The following is a 13,669-nucleotide window of genomic DNA, read 5'->3' on the forward strand; positions in this document are numbered from 1 at the left end:
GGTTACATTCCGAACCCGGAAGCTAAGCCTTACAGCGCCGATGGTACTGCAGGGGGGACCCTGTGGGAGAGTAGGACGCCGCCGAACAATTATTCAAAGGGTGGGACCCGGAACTTCCGTTCCGGGTCCCACCCTTTTTTATTGTCTGTCACTTGGTGTTCACGTACCGCAACCACCATCCCCACCATGGGTACTGCAGCGATGCTGAGGGCCGCGGGTGTCGGAGTCGGTGACGAGGTCATCGTGCCGGCCTTCGGGAACGCGGAAGTCGCCGAGGCCGTCGTCCTGGCCGGCGCGCTTCCGGTGTTCGCGGACATAGACCCGGTGACGTACTGCCTCGATCCGGTCGCCGTCGAGGCCGCGGTGGGTGGGCGGACCGCCGCCCTGGTCGCCGTACACCGCTTCGGGCGGCCGGCGGACATGGGGCGGCTGCTCGGGATAGGGCAGCGGCACGGGCTGCTGGTGCTGCAGGAAGGGGAGTCCGAGGCGCCGTACGACGAGGTCGCGCAACGGCGGCAGCGGGCCGCCTACCTGGATGCCCGGCTGCGGGGGGTGCGCACGCCGGACGGCGGGGACGGGCACACCTATCAGCAGTACGTGGTGCGGGTGCCCGGGAACGGGCGGCCGGACCGGGACGCGTTCGCGCGGGCGGTACGGGCCCGGGGCGTCGACTGCCGGGTGCCGGTGAAGACGCCGGTGCACCGGATGCCGGACTTCCGGCGCTGTGTGGAGCTGCCGGAGACCGAGCGGGCCGCTCAGGAGACGCTCGCGCTGCCGGTCGACGCCTCTTTGACGAAAAGGGACATGCAGCGCATCGTGTCCGCGTGCAATGCGCTCGGGGGACTGCTCCAGCCGGCTTTCTGAGCGTGGTTGGGAGCACGGCTGTGTTCGGGGTATGATCTATTCCGTTGCCGCGAGGGAAACCTCGAAAAGTGACCAGCCCCTATAGCTCAGTCGGCAGAGCGTCTCCATGGTAAGGAGAAGGTCAACGGTTCGATTCCGTTTGGGGGCTCCATAAAGAAGGCCCCGCCCATTCGGGCGGGGCCTTTCTGCTGTCCTAGTCGCGGTGCGGCTCCGGGACGCGCATCGCCAGGATCGCCATGTCGTCGGACGGGGCGTCCGAGGCGAAGCGCTCCACCGCGCGCATGATGCGGGCCGCCACCGCACCGGCCGTGAGGCCCGTGCAGGTCGTCAGGACATCGGCGAGACCGTCGTCGCCCAGCATGCGGGCGCCCTCCCGGCGTTCGGTCACGCCGTCCGTGACACAGAGCAGTACATCGCCCGGATCGAGGGTGACCGTCTGCTCGTACAGCTCCAGGTCCTCGATGACGCCGAGGAGGGGCTGCGGCTCGGCCGCCGGTTCGACCGTGCCGTCCTGGCGCAGGCGGAGCGGCAGCGGGTGGCCGGCGCAGACCACCTTCAGTTCGGCGCTGCCGTCCTCCTGGGGGCGCAGCTCGCCGTAGAGCAGGGTGAGGAAGCGGCTGCGGGCGCCCTCGTCGAGGATGGCGGAGTTCAGGCGCTCCAGCACCGCCGGGCCGCTGAGGCCCTCGCGGGCCAGCAGGCGCAGGGCGTGCCGGGCCAGGCCGGTGACCGCCGCCGCGTTCGGGCCCGTACCGCAGACGTCGCCGATGGCGAAGCCGTAGGCGCCGTCGCGGATGGGGAAGAGGTCGTAGAAGTCACCGCCGACCTCGTTGCCCTCGCCGGCCGCGCGGTAGATGACCTCGACCTCGACGCCCTGGATCTGCGGCAGCTCCGGGGGGAGCAGGCTGCGCTGGAGGGACTGGCTGATGGCCGTGCGCTCCGAGTACAGGCGGGCGTTGTCCAGGGCCAGGGCGGCGCGGCGGGAGAGGTCCTCGGCGAGTTCCAGGATCTCCTGGCGGAAGTGCTCGTCGGCGGGCTTGCCGAGGGTGAGCATGCCGATGACGCGGTTGCGGGCGACCAGGGGCAGCACCACGGTCTCGCCGCCGACCGCGGCGGCCGTGGCCAGGGTCGGGCCGATGCCCGGCGTGACCTGGCGGCCGGAGTTGCCGCTCAGGCCGAGGCTGCGCATGGAGGAACGCAGCGCCGCCTGGTGGGCGACCTCGCTGGGGGCCGTCCAGACCCGGGCGCCCGGCGTCGGCACCGGGTCCGGCGGGGGGACCTTGGACAGCAGGGACTTGATGCCGTCGATCAGTTCCTCGTCCTCGTGCAGGACGTACGACAGGTAGGGGTCCGAAGCCTGGTCGGCGATGGTGTAGACGGCACACCAGGTGGCCAGGGTCGGGACCGTCATCTGGGCCATCAGGGCGAGGGTCTGGTCGCGGTCCAGGGTGCCGGCGAGGAGGTCGGACGCCTCGACGAGGAAGCTGAGCGAGCCGCGGCGCAGCCGCTCCAGTTCGCCGAGGCGGGCCGACTCGACGGCCAGGGCGATGCGGTCGGCCGCGAACTGCAGGCGCAGCGCCTCCTCGTTGGAGTAGCGGGCCGGGGCCTCCGCGGCGACGCCGAGGGAGCCGGTGAGACGGCCCTCGACCTTGAGGGGGACGGTGACGACCGAGCGCATCCCGGTGCCGTTGAGGAGGGGGACGGCGCCCGGTACGGCGGTCAGGTCGTCGTGGACGGCGGGCATCCGGGCGGAGCCGTAGCGGCCGGGGCCGGCCTCGACGGGGACGCGGGCGAAGCGCTGGCGGGCGGAGGGCAGGCCGGTGGAGGCGCGGACCTCCAGTTCCGTCTCGTCGTCGGTGGCGAGGAGGAGGAAGGCGGCGTCGGCGTCGAGCATGTCGCGGGCCCGCTCGACCGTGCGCTGCAGGAGGCCGTCGAGGTCGTCCGGGGCGGGGGAGCCGATGAAGACCTCGAAGGGGTCGGTGCTCTGCCCCTCGGAGCCGGCGCCGGTGTCGGCGGGCACCCGGGTCGGGGACTGCAGGACCGCGCGTTCGTGGTCGCGGACCAGCAGGCAGACCGTGGAGGGCTCGCCGCCGGTGTCGCGGACGCGCAGGTGGGAGGCGTACACCGGGGTGACCCGACCGTGCGCGCCGCGGATGCCGTAGCTGCCCTCCCAGCGGGAGAGGCGGAGCGCCTCGGCGATGCCGGTGCTGGTGCCCGGGGTGTGCGGCCAGGCGGCCAGGTCGGTGAGCGGCTTGCCGACGACCTGCTCGGCCGGGTAGCCGAACAGCTCCTCGGCGTCCTCGTTCCAGGCGGTGATCGCGCCGGCCCGGTCGATCTGGACGACGGCGACGCGGACCCGGCCGTCGGCGAGCGGCAGCAGCTCGGCGGGGAGGCAGGGGCCGGCGGAGCGGGTGCCGACCGGGCGTTCGGGCAGGTCGAGCTGGAACCAGACGGTCTTGTGGGTCGGGGTGTAGTCCACGCCCCAGCGGGCGGCCAGGGCCGCGCAGAGCTGGAGGCCGCGGCCGCCCTCGCGGTCCAGGCTGCCCATGTCGGCGGGCGAGCCCTGGAGCGGCACCTCGCGCTCCGGGTAGCGGTCGCCGACCTCGATCCGTACGCCCTCGTCGGTGCGCAGGCAGACCACGTCGGCGGAGGTGCCGGCGTGCACCACGGCGTTGGTGACCAGCTCGCTGGTGAGCACCACGGCGTCGTCGACGATGTCGGCGTAGCCCCAGCCCTGGAGGGTGTCCCGGACGAAGGAGCGCGCGCCGGCGACCGATCGCCCCAGGGGCTCGAAGCTGGCGGCCGCGCGCGCGGTGATCACGGAAGTCCTCGATCCCTTTTCGCCGTGCAGGTCGGTCCCGTCGGCCGGCTGCTGCCGCTGCTGCGGCATGCCGCCCGTCGGCTGCGGGTCCGGGGGCTGTCCCCCCGGGACCAGTCCGGTGGTCATGTGTCCGGCCGCCCCTCCGTGCCCGCTCGTCTCGTGCCACCGCCCAGGCCGGACGGACCGGCACGGCTGGACAGCCGCATGCAAGGTTACTTACCTTCGCCGTCCATGCGGATGCCGGTCTGCAGTGTTTCCGCCCGAGGGTGTGCGGACGCTGTGCGAAGCTGCCGAACTGTTATGGCCTGGTTGGGCCAGGATGAAACACTGGGCAGGCTTCCTGTTGGAGGCCCGGTCGGGCCGGATGCCGGCCGGGTACGGCGGGCAGCAGCCCCGGAGAGGTCCGGCGGACCGGGCGGGTGATACAGGAAGTACCCGGTGGTAACCGGTATGTCGAGCAGTAGGACCCGGGCACGGCACGATGGTCGACCCCTGCGGGAGGGACACAGTGGAGTCTGGCGCGGCGACGCGGAGCACGAGGACGCGCGCGAAAGGCGGACAGTCCCCGGACAACCAGGGCGGGAAGCGCAACGGGACCACTGCCGTGGACACGGCGGCCCTGAACCGGCTGCTGGCCGCCCTGGTCTGCATGCGGGACGGCAACTTCCGCAAGCGGCTCACGGTGTCCGGCGACGGCGTGATGTCGGAGATCGCGGCGGTCTTCAACGAGGTGGCCGACCGCAATCTGCACCTGACGGGCGAGCTGGCCCGGGTCCGGCGGATGGTCGGACGGGAGGGAAAGCTCACCGAGCGGCTGGAGACCGGGGCCTGCGAGGGGTCCTGGGCGACCGCCGTGGACAACTGCAACGCGCTGGTGGACGACCTGGTGCGGCCGGTCTCCGAGGTCAGCCGGGTGCTGTCGGCGGTGGCCGAGGGTGATCTGTCGCCCCGGATGGAGCTGCGGACCCAGACGGCCGAGGGGGCCGGGCAGCCGCTGCGCGGGGAGTTCCTGAAGGTCGGCCGGACGGTGAACAACCTGGTCGACCAGTTGTCGACGTTCACCGACGAGGTCACGCGGGTCGCCAGTGAGGTGGGCACCGAGGGCAAGCTGGGCGGGCAGGCCCGGGTGCGCGGGATGTCGGGTTCCTGGAAGGACCTCACGGACTCCGTCAACACGATGGCGTACCGGTTGACCGCGCAGGTGCGGGACATCGCGCTGGTGACGACGGCGGTCGCCAAGGGTGATCTGTCGCGGAAGGTCACGGTGCACGTGGCCGGCGAGATGCTGGAGCTGAAGAACACCGTCAACACGATGGTCGACCAGCTCTCGGCGTTCTCGTCCGAGGTGACGCGCGTCGCACGCGAGGTGGGCACCGAGGGGGCGCTGGGCGGGCAGGCCCGGGTGCCCGGTGTGGCCGGCGTGTGGAAGGAGCTGACAGACTCGGTCAACACGATGGCCGGGAACCTGACCGCCCAGGTGCGCGGGATCGCCGAGGTGACGACGGCGGTCGCCAGTGGTGACCTGTCGCGGAAGGTGACCGTGCCGGCCCGCGGCGAGGTCGCGCAGTTGGCCGAGACGATCAACCAGATGACCGAGACGCTGCGGATCTTCGCCGACGAGGTCACACGGGTGGCCAACGAGGTCGGTGCCGAGGGGCAGCTCGGCGGCCAGGCGAACGTGCCGGGCGCGGCGGGCACCTGGAAGGACCTGACCGACTCGGTCAACACCGTCTTCCGGAACCTGACCACCCAGGTGCGGGACATCGCCGCGGTGACGACGGCCGTGGCCAACGGTGATCTGTCGCAGAAGGTCACCGTGGACGTGGCCGGGGAGATGCTGGAGCTGAAGAACACCGTCAACACGATGGTCGACCAGCTCTCCGCCTTCGGTGCCGAGGTGACGCGGGTGGCGCGCGAGGTCGGTGTCGAGGGTGAGCTGGGCGGGCAGGCGCAGGTGCCGGGGGCGGCGGGGACCTGGAAGGACCTCACGGACTCGGTCAACACGGCGTTCCGGAACCTGACCGGGCAGGTGCGCAACATCGCCCAGGTGACGACGGCGGTCGCCAACGGTGATCTGTCGCAGAAGGTCACCGTGGACGTCTCCGGGGAGATGCTCCAGCTCAAGAACACCGTGAACACCATGGTGGACCAGCTCTCCAGCTTCGCCGACCAGGTCACGCGGATGGCCCGGGACGTGGGCACCGAGGGCCGGCTCGGCGGGCAGGCCCGCGTGGACGGCGTGTCCGGTACCTGGAAGGAGCTGACCGACTCGGTCAACTTCATGGCCGGGAACCTCACGTCCCAGGTGCGGCAGATCGCCCAGGTGACGACGGCGGTGGCGCGCGGCGATCTGTCGCAGAAGATCGACGTGGACGCGCGCGGGGAGATCCTGGAGCTGAAGAACACCATCAACACGATGGTCGACCAGTTGTCGTCGTTCGCCGAGCAGGTGACCCGGGTCGCCCGCGAGGTGGGCACCGAGGGCCGGCTCGGCGGGCAGGCGCAGGTGCCGGGCGTGGCGGGCGTGTGGCGCGACCTCACCGACTCGGTGAACGGCATGGCCGGGAACCTCACCGCGCAGGTGCGCAACATCGCGCAGGTGGCGACCGCGGTGGCGCGCGGCGATCTGTCACAGAAGATCACCGTGGACGCCCGCGGGGAGATCCTGGAGCTGAAGAACACCCTGAACACGATGGTCGACCAGTTGTCGTCCTTCGCCCAGGAGGTCACGCGGGTGGCCCGCGAGGTGGGCACCGAGGGCATCCTCGGCGGCCAGGCCGAGGTGCAGGGCGTCTCGGGCACCTGGAAGGACCTCACGCAGTCCGTCAACGGCATGGCCAACAACCTGACCCTGCAGGTGCGCAACATCGCCGAGGTGACGACGGCGGTCGCCAAGGGCGACCTGTCGAAGAAGATCACCGTGGACGCCAAGGGCGAGATCCTTGAGCTGGTCACCACCGTCAACACGATGGTCGACCAGTTGTCGTCCTTCGCCGAGCAGGTCACGCGGGTGGCCCGGGAGGTGGGCACCGAGGGCATCCTGGGCGGGCAGGCGCACGTCCCGGGTGTGGTGGGCATCTGGAAGGACCTCAGCGACAACGTCAACCTGATGGCGAAGAACCTCACCGTCCAGGTGCGGAACATCTCCCAGGTGGCCGCCGCCGTCGCCAACGGCGATCTGACGCGGACGGTGACGATCGAGGCGCGGGGCGAGGTCGCACAGCTTGCCGAAACGTTCAACACGATGGTGAAGACGCTCAGTTCCTTCGCCGACCAGGTCACCAAGGTGGCCCGCGAGGTGGGCACGGACGGCATCCTGGGCGGGCAGGCGCACGTCCCGGGCGTGGCCGGCACCTGGAAGGACCTCACCGAGTCGGTGAACCAGATGGCGTCCAACCTGACCGGTCAGGTGCGCAACATCGCCATGGTGACGACCGCCATCGCCAAGGGCGACCTCACCAAGAAGATCGACATCGACGCGCGCGGGGAGATCCTGGAGCTGAAGACGACCATCAACACGATGGTCGACCAGTTGTCGTCGTTCGCCGAGGAGGTCACCCGGGTCGCCCGCGAGGTGGGCACCGAGGGGCAGCTCGGCGGGCAGGCACGCGTGCGTGACGTCGACGGCACCTGGCGGGACCTGACCGAGTCGGTGAACGAGATGGCCGGGAACCTGACCCGGCAGGTGCGGGCCATCGCGCGGGTGGCGACCGCGGTGACCCGCGGCGACCTGAACCTGAAGATCGACGTGGACGCCTCCGGCGAGATCCAGGAACTCCAGGACTACATCAACAAGATGATCGCCAACCTGCGCGACACCACGATCGCCAACAAGGAGCAGGACTGGCTCAAGGGCAACCTCGCCCGGATCTCCGCGCTGATGCAGGGCCGCCGCGACCTCCAGGACGTCGCCTCGTTGATCATGAGCGAGCTGACCCCGGTGGTCTCCGCCCAGCACGGCGCGTTCTTCCTGGCGATGCCGCTGCTGGACGGCCAGGAGCAGGGCACCGACGCGGACGACCAGTACGAGCTGCGGATGCTGGGTTCGTACGGCTACTCGATGGGGTCGATGCCGACCTCGTTCCGGCCGGGTGAGGCGCTGGTCGGGACGGCGGCCAAGGAGAAGCGCACGATCCTGGTGGAGAACGCGCCCAGCGGCTATCTGAAGATCTCCTCCGGGCTCGGGGAGGCGCCGCCCGCCCAGGTGATTGTGCTGCCGGTGCTGTTCGAGGGGAAGGTGCTCGGCGTGATCGAGCTGGCGTCGTTCACGCCGTTCACGCAGATCCAGAAGGACTTCCTCAACCAGATCGCCGAGATGATCGCGACCAGCGTCAACACCATCTCCGTCAACACCAAGACCGAGGTGCTGCTGAAGCAGTCGCAGGAGCTGACCGAGCAACTGCGGGAGCGGTCGGCCGAGTTGGAGCAGCGGCAGAAGGCCCTCCAGGCGTCCAACGCCGAACTGGAGGAGAAGGCCGAGCTGCTGGCCCAGCAGAACCGGGACATCGAGGTGAAGAACACCGAGATCGAGGAGGCCCGGCAGGTCCTGGAGGAACGCGCCGAGCAGCTCGCGGTGTCGATGCGCTACAAGAGCGAGTTCCTCGCCAACATGTCGCACGAGCTGCGTACGCCGCTGAACTCGCTGCTGATCCTGGCCAAGCTGCTCGCCGACAACGCCGAGGGCAACCTCTCCCCGAAGCAGGTGGAGTTCGCCGAGACCATCCACGGGGCCGGTTCCGACCTGCTCCAGCTCATCAACGACATCCTGGACCTGTCCAAGGTCGAGGCGGGCAAGATGGACGTCTCGCCGACCCGGATCGCGCTGGTCCAGCTCGTCGACTACGTGGAGGCCACCTTCCGGCCGCTCACCGCCGAGAAGGGCCTGGACCTGTCGGTGCGGGTCTCGCCGGAGCTGCCCGCCACGCTGCACACCGACGAGCAGCGGCTGCTCCAGGTGCTGCGCAACCTGCTGTCCAACGCGGTGAAGTTCACCGACTCCGGCTCGGTGGAGCTGGTGATCCGGCCGGCCCGGGACGACGTGCCGCAGAAGATCCGCGAGCAGTTGCTGGAGGCCGGTTCGCTGACCGACCCGGCCGCCGACCTGATCGCGTTCTCGGTGACCGACACCGGCATCGGGATCGCGGCCAGCAAGATGCGGGTGATCTTCGAGGCGTTCAAGCAGGCCGACGGCACCACCAGCCGCAAGTACGGCGGTACGGGCCTGGGGCTGTCCATCTCGCGGGAGATCGCGCAGCTCCTCGGCGGCGAGATCCACGCGCAGAGCGAGCCCGGCCGCGGTTCGACGTTCACCCTGTACCTGCCGCTGCACCTGAGCGAACTGCCGCCGCAGGGCTACCAGCAGCCGGCCGCCGCGCTGGAGGCCGGTGACCTGGTGGCCTCCGCGGGCGACGGGTCCGGCCGGGCCGAGGAGACGGACGTGCACGTGGAGACGCCGGCCGAGGTGAAGTCGTACCAGGAGACGCAGAACGGTGCCGCCGCGCTGTTCGCCCGCCGCCGGCGGTCGCTGCCGGGGGCCGCCGAGCCGCGGCCCGCGCAGCCGGAGCAGTGGGCGCCCGCCGGGGTGCAGGAACCGGTGGCGCAGGGGCGGCCGGGGATCCGGTTCGGCGGCGAGAAGGTGCTGATCGTCGACGACGACATCCGCAATGTGTTCGCGCTCACCAGCGTCCTGGAGCAGCACGGCCTGTCCGTGCTCTACGCCGAGAACGGGCGGGAGGGCATCGAGGTGCTGGAGCAGCACGAGGACGTCGCGGTCGTCCTGATGGACATCATGATGCCCGAGATGGACGGGTACGCCACGACCACGGCGATCCGCCGGATGCCGCAGTTCGCCGGGCTGCCGATCATCGCGCTGACCGCCAAGGCGATGAAGGGCGACCGGGAGAAGGCGATCGAGTCGGGCGCCTCCGACTACGTCACCAAGCCGGTCGACCCCGATCACCTGCTGACGGTCATGGAGCAGTGGATGCGGGGGGCATGAGGTGGCGGCGGCCCCCGCCGGGCACGCGCGGTTGCTGACGCAGTGTGCCCGACGCCGTGTAGAAGTACGGGATTCGGGGAACTTTCTGTTCCGCCGCTGCGTTTCTGCTACGTGCACAGTGACATCGCGGTGACAGGGTGTGGTGACCGGCGGGGTGCGGCTACGATGACCGGCACAAGGACGGGCGGCGCAAGGGAGTCGTCCCCTGGGGTGGCACCCGCCGGTGCTTCCCCAAGTCCTGCGGACAGGGGAGGCCCCACGCCGGGGCGAGGAGGGCGGGCCATGGTGCAGAAGGCCAAGATCCTCCTGGTCGATGACCGGCCGGAGAATCTGCTGGCGCTGGAGGCGATCCTCTCGGCGCTCGATCAGACGCTGGTGCGGGCATCGTCCGGGGAGGAAGCGCTCAAAGCACTGCTCACGGACGATTTCGCGGTCATTCTGCTGGACGTCCAGATGCCGGGGATGGACGGTTTCGAGACCGCCGCGCACATCAAGCGGCGGGAGCGGACCCGGGACATCCCGATCATCTTCCTCACCGCGATCAACCACGGCCCGCACCACACCTTCCGCGGGTACGCGGCGGGCGCGGTGGACTACATCTCCAAGCCGTTCGACCCGTGGGTGCTGCGCGCGAAGGTCTCCGTCTTCGTCGAGCTGTACATGAAGAACTGCCAGCTCCGGGAGCAGGCGGCCCTGCTGCGGCTCCAGTTGGAGAGCTCCGCGCACAAGGACGACAGCGGACCGGCCAAGGAGTCGGCGGGGCTGCTCGCCGAGCTGTCGGCCAGGCTGGCGGCCGTCGAGGAGCAGGCCGAGGCGCTGTCCAAGCAGCTCAACGACGAATCGACGGACGCCGCGGCGGTGGCCACGGCCGCGCATCTGGAGCGCAAGCTCACCGGGCTGCGGCGGGCGCTGGACGCGCTGGAACCGGGGACCTCCGGCGGTCAGGCCGCGATCAACTGAGCCAGGCGGCTGCGGCGGTCAGGCCGTCATCAACTGAGCCAGGCGCCTGCGGCGGTCAGGCCGTCGTCAACCGCACCGGGACCGGGCGCGGTCGTGAGGTCGCGTCAGTGGGCGCCCCGGGCGCGTCAGTTCGCGACCTCTCCGTGGGCGACACGAACGGGTGAAGCGGTGGGCACAGGTGTCCGCCGCTGTCTCCACCGGTAACCTCACACCTATGGCCTCACGTCCCTCCGCAGCCAAGAAGCAGCCCGCGAAGAAGGCGGTTCCCGCGAAGGCTCCGGCGAAGAAGGCCGCCGCGAGGAGGGCCCCGGCCAAGAAGGCGCCCGCCAAGCGGCCGCCCGCCAGGAAGGCCCCGGCCAGGAGGCCCGTGCCCGCGCCGGCGGCCAGCCCCACGGGGGGCGTCTACCGCCTCGTACGCGCCCTGTGGCTGGGACTCGCGCACGCCGTCGGCGCCGTCTTCCGCGGTGTGGGGCAGGGCGCGAGGAACCTCGACCCGGCCCACCGCAAGGACGGCGTCGCCCTGCTGCTGCTCGGCGTCTCGCTGATCGTCGCCGCCGGCACCTGGGCCGACCTCAAAGGCCCCGTCGGCGACCTCGTGGAGATCCTGGTGACCGGTGCCTTCGGCCGGCTCGACCTGCTCGTGCCGCTGCTGTTCGGCACGGTCGCCGTCCGCCTCATCCGGCACCCGGAGAAACCCGAGGCCAACGGACGGATCGCGATCGGCCTCTCCGCGCTGGTCATCGGCGTGCTCGGGCAGGTGCACATCGCCTGCGGCTCGCCCGCGCGGGGCGACGGCATGCAGGGGATAAGGGACGCCGGCGGGCTCATCGGCTGGGCGGCGGCGACCCCGCTGTCGTACACGATGACCGATGTGCTGGCCGTGCCGCTGCTGGTGCTGCTGACGGTGTTCGGGCTGCTGGTGGTGACCGCCACGCCGGTGAACGCCGTGCCGCAGCGGCTGCGGCAGCTCGGCGTGCGGCTCGGGCTGGTCCGCGACCCGGCCGTCGAGGAGGTGCCGGGCGACGACGAACGGTACGAGGAACAATGGCGCGAGGCGCTGCCCGCCCGGCCGCGCGGGCGCGGCGGACCGGCGCCGGAGGTGTACGACCCCGAGGACGCCGAGCGGGAGGCGCTGTCCCGGCGCCGCACCCGGGCGCGGCGGCCGGCCGCGGCGCGGCCCGACGGGCCGGACGCCGTGGACGTGGCCGCCGCCGCGGCCGCCGCGCTGGACGGGGCCGTCCTGCACGGCATGCCGCCGTCGCCGCTGGTCGCCGACCTCACCCAGGGCGTCGGCACGGGCGACCGGGAACCGACCACGCCGACCCCGACGCGCGCTCCGGCCCCGGCCCCGGCCCCGGCGCCGCAGCCGGTGGCCCGGCCCGCGCGGACCGGGGCCGACAGCGGGGTCCCCGACCTCACCAAGACCCCGCCGCCCCAGGAGCGCGAGCTGCCGGCGCGCGCGGAGCAGCTCCAGTTGTCGGGCGACATCACCTACGCGCTGCCGTCCCTGGACCTCCTCACGCGCGGCGGGCCGGGCAAGGCGCGCAGCGCCGCCAACGACGCCATAGTGGCGGCGCTGACCACCGTCTTCACCGAGTTCAAGGTCGACGCCCGGGTCACCGGCTTCACCCGAGGGCCGACGGTCACGCGGTACGAGGTCGAGCTGGGCCCCGCCGTGAAGGTCGAGCGGATCACCGCGCTGGCCAAGAACATCGCGTACGCCGTCGCCAGCCCGGACGTCCGGATCATCAGCCCGATCCCCGGCAAGTCCGCCGTCGGCATCGAGATCCCGAACACCGACCGGGAGATGGTCAACCTCGGTGACGTACTGCGGCTCGCGGAGTCCGCCGAGGACGACGACCCGATGCTGGTCGCCTTCGGCAAGGACGTCGAGGGCGGGTACGTGATGCACTCGCTGGCGAAGATGCCGCACATGCTGGTGGCCGGCGCCACCGGGTCCGGCAAGTCGTCCTGCATCAACTGCCTGATCACCTCGGTGATGATGCGGGCGACCCCCGAGGACGTCCGGATGATCCTGGTCGACCCCAAGCGCGTCGAGCTGACCGCCTACGAGGGCATCCCGCACCTGATCACGCCGATCATCACCAACCCCAAGCGGGCCGCCGAGGCCCTCCAGTGGGTGGTGCGCGAGATGGACCTGCGCTACGACGACCTGGCGGCGTACGGCTACCGGCACATCGACGACTTCAACCGCGCGGTGCGCGAGGGCAAGGTCAAGCCGCCCGAGGGCAGCGAGCGCGAGCTGCAGCCGTACCCGTACCTCCTGGTGATCGTCGACGAGCTGGCCGACCTGATGATGGTCGCGCCCCGGGACGTCGAGGACGCCATCGTGCGGATCACGCAGCTCGCGCGGGCGGCCGGCATCCACCTGGTGCTCGCCACCCAGCGGCCCTCCGTGGACGTGGTCACCGGCCTGATCAAGGCGAACGTGCCCTCCCGGCTCGCCTTCGCCACCTCCTCGCTCGCCGACTCCCGGGTCATCCTCGACCAGCCCGGCGCCGAGAAGCTGATCGGCAAGGGCGACGGCCTGTTCCTGCCCATGGGCGCGAACAAGCCGACCCGCATGCAGGGCGCCTTCGTGACCGAGGAGGAGGTCGCGGCCGTCGTCCAGCACTGCAAGGACCAGATGGCGCCCGTCTTCCGGGACGACGTGGTCGTCGGGACCAAGCAGAAGAAGGAGATCGACGAGGACATCGGCGACGACCTGGACCTGCTCTGCCAGGCGGCCGAACTGGTCGTCTCCACGCAGTTCGGGTCCACGTCCATGCTCCAGCGCAAGCTGCGCGTCGGCTTCGCCAAGGCGGGGCGGCTGATGGACCTCATGGAGTCCCGGAACATCGTCGGGCCGAGCGAGGGTTCCAAGGCGCGTGACGTTCTTGTGAAGCCTGATGAACTGGACGGCGTGCTCGCGGTGATCCGGGGGGAGTCTGAAGGGTAGGAAACGGGACACCGCGCCCCCGCCCGTCGGCCGGGACGCGGTGCCCGGGTGGTCGAGCGGGGCCGCGGCC

Annotated in this window: 5 protein-coding genes, 1 tRNA gene and 1 rRNA gene; 6 read left to right on the forward strand and 1 reads right to left on the reverse strand. The window is 71.1% G+C overall.

The window, feature by feature from the left end; all coding sequences use genetic code 11:
- The 3 genes from rrf to IE316_RS18180 form a co-directional block, all read left to right on the forward strand.
- A 5S ribosomal RNA gene (gene rrf, locus IE316_RS18170) occupies window positions 1-87 on the forward strand; the annotation flags it as partial.
- A 114-nt stretch (window positions 88-201) separates the two neighbouring features.
- Entirely contained in the window at window positions 202-864 is a 663-nt protein-coding gene (locus tag IE316_RS18175; protein WP_229910475.1) for a DegT/DnrJ/EryC1/StrS family aminotransferase, read from the forward strand.
- A gap of 75 nt (window positions 865-939) precedes the next feature.
- Window positions 940-1,015: transfer RNA gene (locus IE316_RS18180), tRNA-Thr, on the forward strand.
- Between the two features lie 42 nt (window positions 1,016-1,057).
- Here the strand turns inward: IE316_RS18180 and IE316_RS18185 are convergent.
- Window positions 1,058-3,808, reverse strand: a complete 2,751-nt coding sequence (locus tag IE316_RS18185) for a SpoIIE family protein phosphatase (protein ID WP_190205440.1) — start codon at window positions 3,806-3,808, stop codon at window positions 1,058-1,060.
- Window positions 3,809-4,190: 382 nt separating this feature from the next.
- On the opposite strand from IE316_RS18185, the gene IE316_RS18190 reads away from it, so the two are divergent.
- The 3 genes from IE316_RS18190 to IE316_RS18200 all read left to right on the forward strand — a co-directional run bounded on the left by IE316_RS18190 (window position 4,191) and on the right by IE316_RS18200 (window position 13,599).
- Complete coding sequence (locus tag IE316_RS18190; protein ID WP_190205441.1) at window positions 4,191-9,680, forward strand: HAMP domain-containing protein; 5,490 nt, start codon at window positions 4,191-4,193, stop codon at window positions 9,678-9,680.
- A gap of 282 nt (window positions 9,681-9,962) precedes the next feature.
- Window positions 9,963-10,640, forward strand: coding sequence for a response regulator (locus IE316_RS18195; protein WP_190205442.1), 678 nt, complete (start codon window positions 9,963-9,965; stop codon window positions 10,638-10,640).
- A gap of 214 nt (window positions 10,641-10,854) precedes the next feature.
- Window positions 10,855-13,599, forward strand: a complete 2,745-nt coding sequence (locus tag IE316_RS18200; protein WP_190205443.1) for a DNA translocase FtsK — start codon at window positions 10,855-10,857, stop codon at window positions 13,597-13,599.
- Window positions 13,600-13,669 lie beyond the last annotated feature (70 nt).

Source organism: Streptomyces fumanus (assembly GCF_014655295.1).
GTDB lineage: Bacteria > Actinomycetota > Actinomycetes > Streptomycetales > Streptomycetaceae > Streptomyces > Streptomyces fumanus.